General features: G+C 70.7%; 20 protein-coding genes. 5 read left to right on the forward strand and 15 right to left on the reverse strand.

From position 1 onward, the window contains the following. The 8 genes from ACFWGZ_RS29295 to ACFWGZ_RS29330 all read right to left on the reverse strand — a co-directional run. On the reverse strand, positions 1–430 hold a 430-nt coding region (locus ACFWGZ_RS29295), incomplete at its 3' end, for a DegV family protein (protein WP_382454807.1). A gap of 20 nt (positions 431–450) precedes the next feature. Next, on the reverse strand, positions 451–1,164 hold the full coding sequence (octT, locus tag ACFWGZ_RS29300; protein ID WP_382454808.1) for a diglucosylglycerate octanoyltransferase: 714 nt from the start codon (positions 1,162–1,164) through the stop codon (positions 451–453). Further along, positions 1,161–1,766 carry a histidine phosphatase family protein gene (locus ACFWGZ_RS29305; protein ID WP_382454809.1) on the reverse strand — a complete coding sequence of 202 codons (606 nt, stop codon included), beginning with the start codon at positions 1,764–1,766 and terminating at the stop codon, positions 1,161–1,163. Before ACFWGZ_RS29305 ends, octT begins: the two co-directional genes overlap by 4 nt. Positions 1,767–1,774: 8 nt before the next feature. Continuing rightward, entirely contained in the window at positions 1,775–2,158 is a 384-nt protein-coding gene (gene rsfS, locus ACFWGZ_RS29310; protein WP_045316502.1) for a ribosome silencing factor, read from the reverse strand. 142 nt (positions 2,159–2,300) lie between these two features. Next, positions 2,301–2,504: a cold-shock protein gene (locus ACFWGZ_RS29315; protein WP_030468099.1), complete on the reverse strand. Its 204-nt coding sequence runs from the start codon at positions 2,502–2,504 to the stop codon at positions 2,301–2,303. Between the two features lie 85 nt (positions 2,505–2,589). Continuing rightward, on the reverse strand, positions 2,590–3,171 hold the full coding sequence (gene nadD / locus ACFWGZ_RS29320) for a nicotinate-nucleotide adenylyltransferase (RefSeq protein ID WP_382454810.1): 582 nt from the start codon (positions 3,169–3,171) through the stop codon (positions 2,590–2,592). Positions 3,172–3,350: 179 nt separating this feature from the next. After that, on the reverse strand, positions 3,351–4,520 hold the full coding sequence (locus ACFWGZ_RS29325; protein ID WP_382454811.1) for a cytochrome P450: 1,170 nt from the start codon (positions 4,518–4,520) through the stop codon (positions 3,351–3,353). 16 nt (positions 4,521–4,536) lie between these two features. Next, positions 4,537–5,802: a glutamate-5-semialdehyde dehydrogenase gene (locus ACFWGZ_RS29330; protein WP_382454812.1), complete on the reverse strand. Its 1,266-nt coding sequence runs from the start codon at positions 5,800–5,802 to the stop codon at positions 4,537–4,539. Positions 5,803–6,069: 267 nt separating this feature from the next. Here ACFWGZ_RS29330 and ACFWGZ_RS29335 point away from each other — a divergent pair, with 267 nt between their 5' ends. Together ACFWGZ_RS29335 and ACFWGZ_RS29340 are read left to right on the forward strand one after the other, a co-directional pair. Continuing rightward, positions 6,070–8,154, forward strand: coding sequence for a RecQ family ATP-dependent DNA helicase (locus ACFWGZ_RS29335; protein WP_382454813.1), 2,085 nt, complete (start codon positions 6,070–6,072; stop codon positions 8,152–8,154). A gap of 25 nt (positions 8,155–8,179) precedes the next feature. Continuing rightward, complete coding sequence (locus ACFWGZ_RS29340) at positions 8,180–9,364, forward strand: cytochrome P450 (protein WP_382454814.1); 1,185 nt, start codon at positions 8,180–8,182, stop codon at positions 9,362–9,364. Here the strand turns inward: ACFWGZ_RS29340 and ACFWGZ_RS29345 are convergent. Next, entirely contained in the window at positions 9,342–9,752 is a 411-nt protein-coding gene (locus tag ACFWGZ_RS29345; RefSeq protein WP_382454815.1) for a DUF1772 domain-containing protein, read from the reverse strand. The two genes, ACFWGZ_RS29340 and ACFWGZ_RS29345, sit on opposite strands and share 23 nt — an antisense overlap. An 82-nt stretch (positions 9,753–9,834) precedes the next feature. Between ACFWGZ_RS29345 and ACFWGZ_RS29350 the strand changes: the two genes are divergently transcribed. Then, positions 9,835–10,734 (forward strand): AraC family transcriptional regulator, encoded by a 900-nt coding sequence (locus tag ACFWGZ_RS29350; protein WP_382454816.1) that lies wholly within the window; start codon positions 9,835–9,837, stop codon positions 10,732–10,734. On the opposite strand, the gene ACFWGZ_RS29355 is transcribed toward ACFWGZ_RS29350, so the two are convergent. Next, positions 10,716–11,087, reverse strand: a complete 372-nt coding sequence (locus ACFWGZ_RS29355) for a VOC family protein (RefSeq protein ID WP_382454817.1) — start codon at positions 11,085–11,087, stop codon at positions 10,716–10,718. The two genes, ACFWGZ_RS29350 and ACFWGZ_RS29355, sit on opposite strands and share 19 nt — an antisense overlap. Before the next feature lie 38 nt (positions 11,088–11,125). Here ACFWGZ_RS29355 and ACFWGZ_RS29360 point away from each other — a divergent pair, with 38 nt between their 5' ends. Next, positions 11,126–11,710 (forward strand): alpha/beta fold hydrolase, encoded by a 585-nt coding sequence (locus tag ACFWGZ_RS29360; RefSeq protein ID WP_382454818.1) that lies wholly within the window; start codon positions 11,126–11,128, stop codon positions 11,708–11,710. Between the two features lie 12 nt (positions 11,711–11,722). Then, entirely contained in the window at positions 11,723–12,988 is a 1,266-nt protein-coding gene (locus tag ACFWGZ_RS29365) for an MFS transporter (RefSeq protein WP_382454819.1), read from the forward strand. Here the strand turns inward: ACFWGZ_RS29365 and ACFWGZ_RS29370 are convergent. From ACFWGZ_RS29370 to rplU, 5 genes are all read right to left on the reverse strand, one after another. Beyond that, positions 12,951–13,349, reverse strand: a complete 399-nt coding sequence (locus ACFWGZ_RS29370) for a VOC family protein (RefSeq protein WP_382454820.1) — start codon at positions 13,347–13,349, stop codon at positions 12,951–12,953. The genes ACFWGZ_RS29365 and ACFWGZ_RS29370 overlap by 38 nt on opposite strands. Positions 13,350–13,358: 9 nt before the next feature. After that, positions 13,359–14,486, reverse strand: coding sequence for a glutamate 5-kinase (proB, locus tag ACFWGZ_RS29375; protein WP_382454821.1), 1,128 nt, complete (start codon positions 14,484–14,486; stop codon positions 13,359–13,361). 3 nt (positions 14,487–14,489) lie between these two features. Further along, positions 14,490–15,941: a GTPase ObgE gene (gene obgE, locus ACFWGZ_RS29380; protein ID WP_382454822.1), complete on the reverse strand. Its 1,452-nt coding sequence runs from the start codon at positions 15,939–15,941 to the stop codon at positions 14,490–14,492. A 102-nt stretch (positions 15,942–16,043) separates the two neighbouring features. Then, complete coding sequence (rpmA, locus tag ACFWGZ_RS29385; protein WP_382454823.1) at positions 16,044–16,301, reverse strand: 50S ribosomal protein L27; 258 nt, start codon at positions 16,299–16,301, stop codon at positions 16,044–16,046. Positions 16,302–16,315: 14 nt separating this feature from the next. After that, a complete protein-coding gene (gene rplU, locus ACFWGZ_RS29390) occupies positions 16,316–16,627 on the reverse strand; it encodes a 50S ribosomal protein L21 (protein WP_065913850.1) in 312 nt (103 codons plus the stop codon). Positions 16,628–16,893 lie beyond the last annotated feature (266 nt).

Below are 16,893 nucleotides of genomic sequence, written 5' to 3' on the forward strand. Positions count from 1 at the left end.
CCTCCACCTCGGCGTGCGACCGCCCGGCGGCGACGGCCGCACAGGCGCGCAGGACCGAGAACCCGAGCCCCATGCCGGTCGAGCGCGAGTCGACCACGCGGATGCGCGACGGGTCGATCTCCTCGGCCGCGAGCCGTGCGGCCTCCCACGTCCCGGACAGCTCACGGGACAGGTGCACGGACACGACCGCGTCGGACGACGACAGCACCTCGCGGTAGACGTCGGCCATCTCGCCCGGTGTGGGCCGCGATGTCGTCACCCGGCGGTGCTCGCCCAGGGCGCCGGCCAGCTCGAACGGGCCGAAGTCGACGCCGTCGAGACGCCCGGCGCCGTCCACCGCGACGTGCAACGGCACCACGGTGATCGAATGGCGCTTCGCGAACCCCTCGGGCAGGTATGCCGTGGAGTCGGTGACGATGGAGATGCGCACGAGCGACGAGCCTACGGGGCTCACTCCTGCGGGGTGCTCATCGCCACGGACGAGATGAGCGCCGCCATCGCCTTGCCCACGAGCTCGTGCCCCTCCCAGCCCCAGTGCATCCCGTCGGGGTTCCCGGCGCCCGACCGCACGTGGTCCCCGATCACCGCGGGCAGGTCCAGCAACGGCACTCCCGCGCGCCCGGCCCACCCGCGCACGGCCGCCACGGCCGCCGGATGTCCCTGGTGGGCGGACGCGTAAGTCGGCGCACGGTGCACCGAGGGCACGATCCCGACGGCCGGCATCGTGTACTGGAGGTTGCGCACGGACTGCAGCATGTCCCGCAGGTAGCGCGCGGTCAGCGCCGGCGGCAGCGACGCCCGCGTGTAAGGCGCCAACCGCGGCTGCACGTCCTGATAGCGCGCACGCACCCAACGCCGCAGCCAGTCCGGACGGACATAACGCAGCCCCTCGCGCAGGTACGTGGGCAACGGCGAGGGCAGCGTGTCCATGCTGCCCACCGCGAACACCAGCACGTCCGTGCGCGGCAGCAACGACCAGATGCGGGGGTCCCCGGTCAACGCCCACCAGGCGTCGCGGGCCGTCCACCCGAACCCGGCCGCCAGCTCCGCCGACCCGCCCAGCTCGGCGGCACAGATGTTGTGCCACAGCCGCGGGTGGTCGGCGGGCAGCGGTCCGGACGGCCCGAAGAACGACAGCGAGTCGCCGAGGACCAGCAGTCTCAACGCGTGGTGCCCGCGTTGTACGACGTGAGCCGCCACTGGTCGTTGCGGCGGGTGAACACGGTCCAGTGGCAGTTCGAGATGCCGCCGAGCTGGGACCAGTTCTGCACCGGCAGGCCGAGCAGCCGGCCGGTCAACGCGCTGATCAGGCCACCGTGCGCGCACAGCAGCACGGTCTCGGAGAACTCCGCGTCCACCTCGTGCACGACCTGGATCGCCCGTTCGGCCACGTCGACGCGCGACTCGCCGTCGGGCGGGGTGAAGGTCGGGTCGGTGCGCCACACGGTGACGGCTCCCGGCCACTCCTGCTCGACCTCGGCCAGGTTGAGCCCCTGCCACTTGCCCAGGTGGGTCTCGCGCAGGCGCGGGTCGATCCGCAGCGGCACGTCCGCCGAGGTCGTGAAGACCTTCGCGGTCTCGCGCGCGCGTTGCAGGTCGGAGGCCACGACGACCTCCGGTTCGAACCCGGCGAGCACCGGCACGGCGAAACGGGCCTGGTTCAGGCCGGTCTCGGTGAGCGCCGAGTCCAGATGACCCTGCAGACGACCTGTCGCGTTGTAGTCGGTCTCACCGTGCCGCCACAGCACGAGCCGGCTCAGGGCCATCAGCTACCTCATTCAGCCGTGGAGTCGGCGGGGACGTCCGCTTCGAACTCGATCCGCGGGCAGTCCTTCCACAGCCGCTCCAGGCCGTAGAAGCTGCGCTCCTCCGTGTGCTGCACGTGCACCACGACGTCCACGAAGTCCAGCAGGACCCACCGGCCCTCGCGGGCCCCTTCGCGGCGCACCGGCTTCGTGCCGGCCTCCCGCAGCTTCTCCTCGATGTTGTCGACGATCGCGCCGACCTGCCGCTCGTTCGGAGCGGACGCGATCACGAACACGTCCGTGATCACGAGCTGGTCGGAGACGTCGAGCACCGTCACGTCGTGCGCCTTCTTGTCGGCCGCTGCGTTCGCCGCGACCAGCGCCAGCCGTCGTGCCTCGTCGGTGGCTGCCACGTCACTCCTCTGACTTCCGGTGCGCGTCGATACGCCCACACGAGTTACCGAGGGTACCGGCGAGCGCCAAACGCCCACCGCGCGCCCAGGCATGACGAAGGCCACCTCAGCGCCCTGAGGTGGCCTTCACCTGCGACTGAGCCTAGAGCGGGCGGACCTGCTGGGCCTGCGGCCCCTTCTGGCCCTGGCCGACCTCGAACTCGACCTTCTGGTTCTCCTCGAGCGACCGGAAACCCTTGGACTGGATCTCCGAGTAGTGCACGAAGACGTCTGCCGAACCGTCGTCGGGCGCGATGAAGCCGAAGCCCTTTTCGGCGTTGAACCACTTCACGGTGCCTGTAGCCAAAGTCTTGCCTTCCACGAACCAGCAACAACCCGCTGATTGTTGCCTCCCGCGCGCTCGGATGCACGCAAAATCCACTCGAACGTGGTTACGACTCGGAGTACAGGCCCGTCTTGGCGATGTACTGGACCACCCCGTCCGGAACCAGGTACCAGACGGGCTGCCCCGAGGCGGTGCGCGCGCGGCAGCCGGTGGAGGAGATCGCCATGGCCGGGACCTCGACGAGCGAGACGGCTCCCGGCGGCAGGTGGCGGTCGTTCAGCGTGTAGCCCGGACGGGTGACTCCGATGAAGTGGGCCAGCTCGAACGCGTCCGCGGCGCGCTTCCACGACAGGATCTGCTCGAGCGCGTCGGCGCCGGTGATGAAGAACAGCTCGGCGTCGGGGTACTGCCTCTTCAGGTCCGTGAGGGTGTCCACGGTGTAGGTGGGGCCGTCGCGGTCGATGTCGACTCGGCTGACCGAGAACCTGGGGTTGGACGCGGTGGCGATGACCGTCATCAGGTAGCGGTCCTCGGCGGGCGAGACCTCGCGCGACGCCTTCTGCCAGGGCTGACCCGTCGGCACGAAGATCACGCGATCGAGGTCGAACCGGTCCTGCACCTCGCTGGCGGCCACGAGGTGGCCGTGGTGGACGGGGTCGAAAGTGCCGCCCATGACGCCGATGCGCATCGAAACAGCGTAGACCGGCGCCGGGCCGCTCCCGAGGCCCAGCGCCGGTCGTGCTGATCACACCGCACGGCCCAGGGGGAGGACGGGCCGTGCGGTGCGCGGCCCACCCCGAAGCGGAGCCGCGCACTGGAGGAACGCGCTTCCCCGGTCCCCGTGACGCGGTTCGGCCATGATTTTTCCTACCAGGCGACCGGGAGCCGGACCGGGCCCCTGACCAGCGAGCCCCGCCGGAACTCGACGGGTTCCGCGAGACGCAGACCCGGCATGCGGCGCAGCAGCGTGCCCAGGGCGACCTGCAGTTCCATCCGCGCGAGCTGCGAGCCCAGGCAGAAGTGGATGCCGTGGCCGAACTGCAGGTGCTGCCCGACCTCGCGGTCCAGGTCCAGCTCGTCGGCGTGCGCGTACGTGGTCGCGTCCCGGTTGGCCGACGACGCGACCACCAGGACCGCGTCGCCCTCCTTCACCAGGGCGTTGCCGACCTGGACGTCCTCGGTCGCGATGCGGGTGAAGCCGGCGCCGCTGCCCAGCGGGATGTACCGCAGCAGCTCCTCGACGGCGTTGGGCAGCTTGTCCGGGTTCTCGCGCAGGCTCTTCGCCTCGTCCGGGTGCTCAAGCAGCACGACGACGCTGTTGGCGATCATGTTCGCGGTCGTCTCGTGGCCCGCGACCAGCAGCGTGATGCCGAACCGGACGAGTTCCTCCTCGCTCAGCCGGTCGTCGTCGTCCCGTGCGATCACGAGTGCGCCCATCAGGTCGTCCGCGGGGTTCGCACGGCGCTTGGCGACGAGTTCGGTGAAGTAGGCGTGCAGCTTCTGGAACCCCTGCATCGCCTCTTCCGGCGTGTAGCCGCCGACCGTCGCGAGGACCTGGTTCGACCACGTCCGGAAGTCGTCGCGGTCCTCGAACGGCACGCCGAGCAGCTCGCAGATGACCGTCACCGGGAACGGCATGCTGAAGCCCTCGACCAGGTCACCGGGGTTGGCGAGGTGGTCGAGCAGCTCGTCGGTGATCTGCTGGGCGCGCGGCCGCAGCTCCTCGATGCGGCGCACGGTGAACGCCTTGGACACCAGCCGGCGCATGCGCGCGTGGTCCGCGCCGTCGTGCGTGAGGATGGACCCGCCCGGTGCGATGAGCGGCTGCATCCTCGGCACGTCCTGGCCGACGGTGCGCGCACGGCTGAACCGCGGGTCGCCGAGCACGAACTTCGTCTCGTCGTAGGTCGTGACGAGCCAGCCCTCGCCGCCGTACGGGTACGTCACGCGCGAAACGGGTTCGTCGCGCCGCAGGCGTTCGTAGGTCGGGTCGAGGGTCAGGCCGTCGGTCTCGGAGAACGGGTACGTGGGAGCCATGTCTCCGAACGTAGAGCTACGCCTTCGGTCGTGTGTGGCCTTCGCCCCACACGACCCATTTCGAGGACGTCAGCTCGGACAGGCCCATCGGGCCGCGCGCGTGCAGCTTCTGCGTGGAGATGCCGATCTCCGCGCCCATGCCGAACTCCGCGCCGTCGGTGTAGGCCGTGGAGGCGTTGACGAACACGGCCGCGGCGTCCACACGGGCCGTGAACTTGCGTGCCGCCGTGACGTCGTTCGTCACGATGGCCTCGCTGTGACCGGAGCCGTACGTGGCGATGTGCTTGACCGCTTCGTCCAGGGAGTCGACGACCTTGGCTGCGATGTCGAGGCTCAGGTACTCGGTGCCCCAGTCCTCGTCCGTCGCCGTGACGACGTCCGGCTGCCGCGCGAACCGCTCGTCGCCGTGGACGGTCACGTCCTCCCGCTGCAACGCCTTGGTGACGCGCGGGACGAACTCGTCCGCGACGTCCTTGTGCACCAGGAGGGACTCGGCCGCGTTGCAGACGCTCGTGCGCCGCGTCTTGGCGTTGAGGACGATCGCCTCGGCCATGTCGAGGTCGGCGTGCGCGTCGACGTAGACGTGGCAGTTGCCGACGCCGGTCTCGATCGTGGGAACCGTGGCCTGCTCGACGACGGCGTTGATCAGACCGGCGCCACCGCGCGGGATCACCAGGTCGACGAGGCCGCGCGCGGTGATGAGGTGGGTGACGGACGCGCGGTCGTGGCACGGCAGCAGCTGCACGCAGTCGGCCGGCAGGTGCACGCTCTCGAGCGCGTCCCGCAGGACGGCGACCAGCGTGGTGTTGGAGTGCTCGGCGGTCGAGGAACCGCGCAGCAGCGCGGCGTTGCCCGACTTCAGCGCCAGCCCGGCGGCGTCGACCGTGACGTTCGGGCGGGCCTCGTAGACCATGCCGACGACGCCCATCGGGACGCGGACCTGCTTGAGCTCCAGGCCGTTCGGGAGGATGCCGCCGCGCAGCACCTCGCCGACCGGGTCGTTCTGGCCCGCAACGGTTTCGAGGCCCTTGGCGACGCCTTCGATCCGCGCGTCGTCCAGCGCGAGGCGGTCGAGGATGCCGTCCGGGAGGCCGGCGGCCCTGCCCGCCTCGAGGTCCTTCGCGTTGGCCTCGATGATCTCCGGCGCGCGCTCGCGGAGTGCGGCTGCCATCGCGTGCAGCGCGGTGTCCTTGCGCTCACGGGTGGCGAGGACTAGTTCGTCGGCGGCGACTCGGGCACGGCGGGCGGCCGCGTGCACCTGGTCGCGCAGGTCATCAGTCACCCTTCACACAGTACGACCTGTGGATGCGCAGATGAGAGCGGGTTTCCGCGCGATGGCGCCCACTACAGGGTGTACACGACCAGGCGAGCAAGGCGCCGAATCAACAACTCTGCGGGTTCGTACTGGCCATCCGGTCACCTCTTCGAGTCAACCGCCGGAGTCGATTCGGCGCGAAGCGGTGACCGGACGGTCAACTTCCCGGCGAGCTCGCCGACATCGGCGAAGCAGCGGCGAACGACCGCGCTGCGGCCTGGCAAGCTGCCTCTCATGGACGACATCGCTTTGCGAGAACTGGCGGAGGAACGGCTCCGGGCACTGGCGGGCCCGGGGGCGGTGCTGCGCGAGGACCAGTGGACCGCGATCCACACCCTCGTGGCCCAGCGCCGCAGGGCCCTCGTCGTCCAGCGCACGGGCTGGGGCAAGTCGGCGGTCTACTTCATCGCGACGGCCTTGCTGCGCCAGCTCGGCGAGGGGCCGACGGTCATCGTGTCGCCGCTGCTCGCGTTGATGCGCAACCAGGTCGACGCCGCGGCACGGGCGGGTGTGCACGCGGTGACGATCAACTCGGCCAACACCGGCGAGTGGGACGCCGTGCAGGAGCAGGTGGCCGCGGGTGAGGTCGACGTGCTGCTGGTGAGTCCGGAGCGGCTCAACAACCTCGACTTCCGGGACGCGGTGCTGCCCGCGCTGACGGCGTCGGCGGGCATGCTCGTGGTCGACGAGGCGCACTGCATCTCGGACTGGGGGCACGACTTCCGGCCCGACTACCGCAGGCTGCGGACGTTGCTGACGGAGCTGCCGGCGGGCGTGCCGGTGCTGGCGACGACGGCGACGGCCAACGACCGGGTGGTCCACGACGTGACCGAGCAGCTCGGGCTCGGCGCCGACGAGGGCACGCTCGTGCTGCGCGGGCCGCTCGACCGGGACAGCCTGCGGCTCGCCGTCGCGGTGCTGCCGACCGCGCAGGCGCGGCTCGGGTGGCTGGCCGAGCAGCTGGAGCGGCTGCCGGGGTCCGGGATCATCTACACGCTCACGGTCGCGGCGGCGGACGACATCGCGGCGTTCCTCGCCTCGCGCGGGTTCGCGGTGGCCGCGTACTCCGGCAAGACCGAGCCGGCCGAACGCGAGCGGGCCGAGGAGGACCTGCTGAACAACCGGGTCAAGGCGCTCGTCGCCACGTCCGCGCTGGGCATGGGGTTCGACAAGCCGGACCTGGGGTTCGTCGTGCACGTGGGCGCTCCTTCGTCACCGATCGCGTACTACCAGCAGATCGGCCGCGCGGGCCGCGGCGTCGAACGGGCCGAGGTCGTGCTGCTGCCGGGGCACGAGGACAAGGACATCTGGGCCTACTTCTCGTCGCTCGCCTTCCCCGCCGAGGTCGTGGTGCGGCAGGTGCTGTCCGCGCTCGACGGGGCCGGGCGGCCGCTGTCGACGGCGGCGCTGGAGCCGATGGTCGAGCTGTCGCGCGGGCGGCTCGAGGTCGTGCTGAAGGTGCTGGACGTCGACGGCGCGGTGCGGCGGGTGCGGGGCGGCTGGGAGTCGACCGGGCGGCCGTGGGAGTACGACGGCGAGCGGTACGCGCGCATCGCGGAGGCCCGGCGGGCCGAGCAGCAGGTGATGATCGAGTACCTGCGGACGTCCGGGTGCCGGATGAAGTTCCTGCAGGACCAGCTCGACGACCCGAGCTCGCACGAGTGCGGGCGCTGCGACAACTGCACCGGCGAGCGGCTGTCGGTGGAGGTGTCCGAGGTCGCGGCGGAGGCGGCGCGCGAACGGCTGCTGCGTCCCGGTCTCGACGTGGCGCCCCGCAAGATGTGGCCGACGGGCATGGCCGCGATCGGGGTGCCGCTGTCGGGCAAGATCCCGGCGGCCGAGGTGGCGGCCACCGGGCGGGCGCTCGGTCGGCTCACCGACATCGGCTGGGGCAATCGGTTGCGCGACCTGCTCGGTGATGCCGAGGACCGGGAGATCCCGGACGACGTGTTCGCGGCGTGCGTCAAGGTGCTCTCGGCATGGAGCTGGGACGAACGGCCGGTCGGCGTGGTGACGGTCGGTTCCCGGCGGCGGCCCCGGCTGGTCGGCAGCTTCGGGGAGAAGATCTCCTCGATCGGGCGGCTGCCGTTGCTGGGCGCGGTCTGGCTCGGCGAGTCGACGCACCGGGCCAACTCCGCCCAGCGGCTGGCGGGGCTCGTGCGGTCGGGCGACGTGCCGGACGTGTCCGGTGTGGACGGTCCGGTGCTGCTGGTGGACGACCACGTCGACACGGGCTGGACGATGACCGTGGCGGCGCGGATGCTCAGGAAGGAGGGGGTGCCCGCGGTGCTGCCGTTCGCGCTGGCGGTGACGAACTGAGCGCCGGCGTGGCACTGTGCGGGGCATGACTCCGGACGTCGTGCGGTTCCGGCAGGCCGATCTCCTGACAGCGCTGTACCGGCGGTTCGGGCCGGTCGTGCGGCTCGGGCCCTACACCTGCCTGCTCGGACCGGAGGCGAACCGGTTCCTGTTCGCGCACTCCGAGCTGTTCGAGGTGGAGCGGGCGTTCCAGTCGCTCGTGCCGGTGGACGGGCCCACGTCGTTGATCGTCAGCGACGGCGAGGACCACAAGCGGCGGCGGAGGCTCGTGCAGCCGGCGTTGGTGCACCGGCAGATCGCGAACCACGTGCCGGTCGTCGAGGCCTGTGCGGAGGCGGCGCTCGACGCGTGGCGGCCCGGGCAGGTGCTCGACGTCTACCAGGAGTTCCGGCGGGCGATCAGGCGCAGCACGATCCACGCGCTGTTCGGCGAGGACCTGGCGCGGGACGCGGACTTCTTCGGCGCGCACCTGCAGGTGCTGATCAACCTGATCGACCGCAGCCCCGCGGTGATCACGTGGCTGCGGCGGACCAGGGCACCGGCCTGGCGCAACGCGATGAGGGCGCGCAGAGCCGTGGACGCGCGGGTCTACCGGGCGATCGCGCAGGCGCGGCAGGGCGGGGCGGCCGGTGCCGTGCTCGCGGCGCTCGTGCAGGGTGACGAGCTGAGCGACCTCGAGGTGCGCGACCAGGTCGTCACGCTGATCGCGGCCGGGTACGAGACGACCAGCGCCGCGATGGCGTGGGCGGTCTTCGCCCTGCTGCGGCACGACGGGGTCTGGGAACGGGCGCGGGAGGACGACGGGTACCTGGCCGACGTCGTGAACGAGACGCTGCGGCTGTACCCGCCGGCGGTGATCTCGGCACGGGTGGCGGCGCGGCCGTTCGAGTTCGCCGGGAAGCGGATCGCGCGGGGCGCGTTCCTGCTCTACAGCCCGTACGTCACGCACCGGCTGGCCGAGGTGTGGCCGGACCCGCTGCGGTTCGACCCCGGCCGGTGGGAGCGCAAGCCGGCGCCGCACGAGTTCCTGCCGTTCGGCGGCGGGCCGCACCGGTGCATCGGCGCCGGGTTCGCCACGACCGAGCTGACGGTGATGCTGAAGGCGTTGCTGCGGCGGCCGAAACCGGAGCTGCTCCCCCAGCGGGTCGTTCCGTCGGGTCTCGCCGCGATGCGTCCGCGGCACGGTCTCAGGGTCCGAGCAGCAGGATGACCGTCGCGGCCAGGGACGCGAGGCCGCGCACGTGGTTCCAGAGCGTCCACTTGCGCAGGTACTCGGGCCAGTAGGCGTCGTCGGTCCGTTCGAGGCGGTTGTTCATGGGCACGTTGACGACCATCGTCAGCAGGAACGCGCCGACGAAGTAGAGCAGGCCGCCCACGACGCGGCCCTGGAAGACCTCCACTCCGCACAGGACGGCGCCGCCGAGGAACAGCAGCAGGAACACCGGGTTCTGGATGCGCGCGTTCATCCGGCGCATCGCGCCGCGGGCGTCCTCCGGTGCCAGGTCCGCGAGGCCCGGCATCACGGCCGTCGAGAAGGCGAAGAACACCCCGGCCATCAGACCGGTGGCGGTGGCTGCGATCAGCGTCGTCGTCCCCATGCCGCTCACTCTGACGGCCGGCATCGGGACTCTCAATGACAGTTCATCGCGCAGGCTTGCTCGTTCGTCCAGAATCACCGGCATGACGGACGCACTGGGCGAGGCGCTGCACCTGTTGAGGATGTCCGGCACCTTCTACTGCCGCAACGAGCTCAGCGAGCCGTGGGGCCTGACTATGCCCGGCATGACGGACTGCCTCTGGTTCCACGTCCTCACCAGCGGCCGCTGCGAGGTGGAGGTCAACGGCGGCGTCACCGTGCTCGAACCCGGTGACGTGCTGCTCGTACCGGGAGGCCAGGGCCACCGGCTCCGCAGCGGGGACTCGGAGTTGCCGCTGGTCACGACGTTGCCGCACCTGTTCGAGACGGAGAACTACGCGATCCTGCGCCACGGCGGCGGTGGCGCCGTCACGCACCTCGTGTGCGGCGCGGTCCGCTTCGACGACCCGGCCGCGAAGCACCTCGTCGACGTCCTCCCGCCGACGGTGCACGTGCGGCAGGCCGACGACATGCGCGCCACGATCGACCTCATGGCCGCCGAGGCCAGAGCGGTGCGGCCCGGTGGCGAAACGGTCATCACCCGGCTCGCGGACGTGCTGGTGATCCAGACGATCCGCTCGTGGCTCGCCCACGACCCGGCGGCACGCACCGGGTGGCTGGGTGCGTTGCAGGACCGGCAGATCGGGCGGGCGCTGGCGTTGATCCACCGCGATCCCGCGCAGCCGTGGACCGTCGAACGGCTCGCGCACCAGACCGCGATGTCGCGGTCGGCGTTCGCGGCACGGTTCACCGACCTCGTGGGCGAGCCGGCGATGCGGTACGTGACGCGGTGGCGCATGCACGTGGCGGTGACCCGTCTCAAGAACCGCGACAGCACGGTCAGCGAGGTCGCCCGCGGCCTCGGCTACGAGTCGGAGGCCGCGTTCAGCCGGGCGTTCAAACGGGTCGTCGGGGTCTCCCCCGGTCAGGCGCGGGCGGGCTGAAGCAGGTCCCAGCGGTTGCCGTAGAGGTCCTCGAAGACGGCGACGCGGCCGTAGACCTCGTCGCGCGGGGTCTCCAGGAACTTCACGCCGTACGCCGTCATGCGGGCGTGGTCGGCGTCGAAGTCGTCGGTGTGGAGGAAGAATCCGACGCGGCCGCCGGTCTGGTCGCCCACCCGGTCCGTGTCGGCCTGGGCGAGCACCAGCGACGCGCCCGAGCCCGCCGACACCACGACCCACCGCTTGTCCCCCTGCGGGAGGTCCTCGACCAGCGTGAACCCGAGCCCGTCCACGTAGAAGCGGATCGCTTCGTCGTAGTCGCGGACCACCAGCGTCACCAGAGCAACAGATCGCACGCCGATGAGTATCGCCGACGAGAAAGGTCCACCCGCACATGGCCGACTCACTCGTACTCCTGCACCCCGGCGGCGCGGACCCGTCCGCGTTCGGTCCCCAGTTCGACGCCCTCGCGGACTTCGCCCTGCACGCGCCGCACCGCGTCGACCAGGCCACCCAGGACCACACCGAGATGGCGCACGAGACCATCGCGTTCCTCGACCGCGTCGGACCGGCCCACCTGCTCGGCTGCAGCGACGGCGCCACGGTCGCGCTGCTCGCGGCCCTGCTCAGACCGGACCTCGTCCGCAAGCTCGTGGTCGTGTGCGGCGTCTTCCACCACGACGGCTGGGACCCGGCCACCGAACTGACACCGATGCACCGCAGGTCGCCCGCACTGTCCGAGGCGGACCTCGGCGCGCTCCCCACCCGGACGCTGATCATGATCGGCGACGACGACGAGGTGCGACTGGAGCACGCCACCGCCATGTACCGGGCGCTGCCGAACGCCGAGCTGGCGGTCGTTCCCGGCACCTCGCACGGTCTCCTGCACGAGAAACCCGTGCTGTGCAACGCGATGATCGTCGACTTCCTCACCAACGATCCAGTGGAGACATACGCACCAATCCGTCGCCGTGTGTGACAAGGTGACCACATGGCGGTGACTTCGGAAACTCATCGACTTCCCGTGCGCAAGCTGGTTGCCGCGTCCGCCGGCAACGCGGTCGAGTGGTACGACTGGGGCATCTACACGGCCTTCAGCATCTACTTCGCCACCCAGATCTTCCCCAGCGGCAACGAGGCCGCCGCGCTGCTGAGCACGTTCGCCACGTTCGCGCTCGCGTTCTTCTTCCGCCCGCTCGGTGGCTACCTGCTCGGGCGGTTCGCGGACCTCCGGGGCCGCCGCACGGCGATGCTGCTGACGATCGCGCTGATGTCCGGCGGGTCCGTCATGATCGGCGTGCTGCCGACGTTCGAGCAGGTCGGCTGGCTGTCCCCGGTGCTGCTGGTGCTGGCGCGCATCGCGCAGGGCATGGCACTGGGCGGCGAGGTGTCCAACGCGTCGGCGTACCTCGGGGAGATCGCCGAGCCGAGCCACCGCGGGCGGTACTCGTCGTTCTTCTACATCTCGACGGGCGCGGCGGTGCTGGTGGCGTCGCTGCTCGGGTTCTTCCTGTCGCGCAACCTCGACAAGGCCGCGATGGCCTCCTACGGCTGGCGCGTGCCGTTCCTGATCGGCGGCGTGCTCGGGCTGATCGGGCTGTGGCTGCGGCGGGAACTGCCCGAGACCGACCAGTTCGAGGAGAACCGCGCGAAGGCCGAGAAGCTGCGCAACCCGTTGCTGCTCACGCTGAAGGAACACCCGAAGGCCGTCGGTCAGATCGTGGGCATCACGCTGCTCTCGACGCTGTGCTTCTACACGTTCTTCTCCGCGCTCACGCCGTTCGCGGTGAAGACCAAGGGTGCCGACGACGTCGACGTGTTCCTGGCGCTGTCGATCGGCACGGTCGTGTTCATCGCGCTGCAGTACCCGCTGGGGTGGGCGGCCGACCGGTTCGGCCGCAAACCGCAGATGCTCGTGTGGTCGGCGGCGATGGCGTTGCTGGTGGTGCCGCTGTCCGCCCTGGTGAAACCGGGCCTCGTGAACCTCGTGATCGTGTTCTCGGTCGGCCTCGGGCTCTACACGGCGATGACGTCGATCGCGCCCGCGATCATGAGCGAGCTGTTCCCGACGGAGCTGCGCGGACTCGGCATCGGCGCCTGGTACAACCTGACGGTCGCGGTGTTCGGCGGCACCGCCCCGCTGGTCATCCAGGCCGTCGGCGGGACCGTGTTCTTCTGGTACGTCGCCGTGGCCGCGGTGATCACGTTCCTGGTGGTGCTCACGCTTCCGGAGACAAGGGGTGTTCGGTTGAGCTGAGGCAGAACTCGTTGCCCTCCGGGTCGGCCAGCACGAACCACAGGCCGTCGCGGCTCACCACCGCGGCGCCCAGGTCGACGAGCCGGGCGACCTCGGCCTCGACGTCGTCGCACCACAGGTCGACGTGCACGCGGTTCTTCACCGTCTTCGGCTCGGGCACGCGGTTGAAGAAGAACCTCGGCGACCCGTCGAGCAGCACCGACGGGTCGTCCTCGGGGTCTTCGACCCCCACGGCGGCCAGTCGGGCCAGCTCGGCGTCGTCGTAGGGCGCCACCTCGTGGTCGTCCAGCGCCTCCGCCCAGAACCGGGCGAGCGAGGCGGGATGTGCGCAGTCGATCACGACGTCGTGCATCCTGGCCATGCGCCGACCCTAGCGGTGCAGCGGCACCAGGTCATCCGCGTGCACGACCTCGCGACGCTGCTCCTCCGGCAGGTCGTGGGTCTTGCGGCCGATCAGCGACGGCAGCTCCGCCGCGTCGTAGCCGACGACACCGCGGGCCACGACCTCGCCCGCGAGGCTCACCAGCTCGACCACGTCACCGGCCTCGAAGTCGCCGTCGACACCGGTGATCCCGGCCGCCAGCAACGACCGGCGCCGGCCGACCACCGCCGCCACGGCGCCGTCGTCGAGGTGCAGGCGGCCGTTCGTGTCGGTCGCGTAGCCGAGCCAGAACCGGCGGGCCGTCAGACGCGATCCCGTCGCGGCGAACGCGGTGCCGACGTCGGCGGTGGTCAGTGCCCTCGACGCCTCCGGTGCGCCCGTCAGCAGCACCGGGATGCCGGCCGACGAGGCCAGGCGGGCGGCGGCGAGCTTGGAGGCCATGCCGCCGGTGCCGAGGCCGGACGCGCCGGCGGAACCCGCCTGCACACCGTCCACATCGGACGCCGACGCCACCTCGGAGATGCGGACGGCACCGGGTTTGCGCGGGTCGCCCGAGTAGAGGGCGTCCACGTCGGACAGCAGGAACAGCGCGTCGGCGCCGATCAGGTGCGCGACCAGGGCGGCGAGGCGGTCGTTGTCACCGAAGCGGATCTCCTCGGTGGCCACGGTGTCGTTCTCGTTCACCACCGGCACCGCGCCGAGGGCCAGCAGGCGGTCGAACGTGCGCTGCGCGTTGCGGTAGTGCGACCGGCGCACCACGTCGTCGGCGGTCAGCAGGACCTGGCCGACGGTCAGCGAGTAGCGGCCGAACGAGTTCGCGTAGGCGTGCGCGAGCGTCAGCTGCCCGACGCTCGCGGCGGCCTGCTGCGTCGCGAGGTCGCGCGGGCGCCGGGAGAGCCGCAGCGGCGCGAGGCCGGCTGCGATCGCACCCGACGAGACGAGCACGACCTGGCTGCCCGCCGCGGACCGGGCGGCGAGGGCGTCGACCAGCGCGTCGAGACGCGCCGGGTCGAGGCCGCCCTCCGCGGTGGTCAACGACGAAGAACCGACCTTGACCACGATGCGATGCGCCGAGGCGATCGCGGTTCGCGCTGGTGAGACCACGGGGGCCGTCACGCCTTACTCCTCGTCGAAATCGTCGCCGTAGTCACCGGGCGCGCGGCGGGCCTTCTTCAGGGCCTTGCGCTCGTGGGCTCCGATGCGGTCGTTGCGCTCGAGGCGGGCGTCCGTGCCACGTCCGGTCATCGTCATCGCGATGCCGGCCGGGGTCGTCGGCTCCCAGTCGAAGATCAGGTCGCCGATGGTGACCTGGCAGCCGGGAACGGCGCCCATCTTCACGAGCTTGTCCTCGACGCCCAGCCTGTTCAGGCGGTCCGCGAGGTAACCGACGGCTTCGTCGTTGGAGAAGTCGGTCTGGCGGATCCAGCGCTCGGGGCGTTCGCCCTTCACGATGAAGCCACCCTCGACCGAGGGGTCCTCGGTCACGGTGAAGCCCTGGTCGTCCACGGCGGTCGGCCGCAGCACGATCCGGGTCGATTCCTTCTTCGGCTGGGCCGCGCGGTACTCGCGCACGACCTCGGCCAGCTTGAACGACAGCTCCCGCAGGCCCTGCCGCGACACCGTGGACACCTCGAAGACCGGCAGGCCGCGGGCCTCGATCTCCGGGCGGACGATGTCGGCGAGGTCCTGGGCGTCCGGGATGTCGACCTTGTTGAGGATCACCACGCGCGGGCGGTCCTCGAAGTTGCCGCCCAGTGCCGGGGAGTACTCGGCGAGTTCCTTCTCCAGCGCGTCGATGTCGGCGATCGGGTCGCGGCCCGGCTCGTACGTCGCGCAGTCGACGACGTGCGCGAGCACGGCGGTGCGCTCGATGTGGCGCAGGAAGTCGAGGCCGAGGCCCTTGCCCTGCGACGCGCCGGGGATCAGGCCGGGGACGTCGGCCATCGTGAAGATGGTCTCGCCCGCGGTGATCACGCCGAGGTTCGGCACGAGCGTCGTGAACGGGTAGTCGGCGATCTTCGGCTTCGCGGCGGAGAGCACGGAGATCAGCGACGACTTGCCCGCCGACGGGAAGCCGAGCAGGCCCACGTCCGCGACGGACTTGAGCTCCAGCACCAGGTCGCGCGTCTCGCCCGGCTCACCGAGCAGCGCGAAACCGGGGGCCTTGCGGGCCTTGGACGCGAGCGAGGCGTTGCCCAGACCGCCACGGCCGCCGGCCGCCGCGATCAGCTGGGTGCCCTCGCCGACGAGGTCGGCGACGATCTCGCCGGCCTCGGTCATCACGACCGTGCCGTCCGGGACGCGCAGGACCAGGTCTTCACCGTTCGCGCCGTCGCGGTTCGCGCCGGCACCGGCCTTGCCGCTGGTGGCGGAGGCGTGCGGGCGGAAGTGGAAGTCGAGCAGGGTGTGCACCTGCGAGTCGACGACGAGGACGACGTTGCCGCCGCTGCCCCCGTTGCCGCCGTCGGGGCCGCCGAGCGGCTTGAACTTCTCGCGGTGCACTGAAGCACACCCGTTGCCCCCGTTGCCGGCGGCAGCGTGGATCACCACCCGGTCTACGAAGCGGGCCACGGAACTACTTCCTTTCACAGGTCCTGGACAAACAACGAGGGGCGGAGCCGGTTGACCGGTCCCGCCCCTCGCAGAGGTCTGACTACGTTGCGGAAACGGTTCTCAGACCGCGACCGGAACGATGTTGACGGTCTTGCGACCGCGCTTCATGCCGAACTCCACCGCACCGGGCAGGAGGGCGAACAGCGTGTCGTCCTTGCCGATGCCGACGCCGACGCCGGGGTGGAACTTGGTGCCGCGCTGGCGGATCAGGATCTCGCCGGCCTTGACGACCTGACCGCCGTACCGCTTCACACCCAGGTACTGGGCGTTGGAGTCACGGCCGTTGCGGGAACTGGATGCACCCTTTTTGTGTGCCATGAGAAGTCAGGTCCTCACTTACCGGTGATGCCGGTGACCTCGACGCGGGTCAGCTTCTGACGGTGACCCTGTCGCTTGTGGTAGCCGGTCTTGTTCTTGAACTTGTGGATGCGAATCTTCGGGCCCTTGGTGTGCTCAACCAGCTTGCCGGTGACCGAGAACTTCGCCAGGGCGTCCGCGTCAGCGGTGACGTCAGTGCCGTCGACCACGAGCAGCGCCTGGAGGGAGATTTCGGTGCCCGGCTCGCCCTCGAGCTTCTCGACCTCGACGATGTCGCCGACAGCGACCTTGTACTGCTTGCCGCCGGTCTTGACGATCGCGTACATCAGGACGGAAGTCTCCTGCTACTCGATGGTGACGGGCCATGTGCCAACCAGTCTGGGAACGGTGTTTCCACCACAGGCACCAGAGGAGGCACACGACAGGACCCGTCGGATGGCGGGCCGTCCTCAAGGTTACGGGAGTGGGTACGGCCGGAGCAAACTGGGGTGCCCCCTGCGCGTTCCCGCAGGCTGTGCGGTCCCTCACAAGGCAAAACCGGGGCCGCCCGCAGGCGGCCCCGGTCTCACGGCGAACAGCGTCAGTCCTCCTG

The sequence above is a fragment of the Lentzea sp. NPDC060358 genome (assembly GCF_042725365.1).
GTDB lineage: Bacteria > Actinomycetota > Actinomycetes > Mycobacteriales > Pseudonocardiaceae > Lentzea.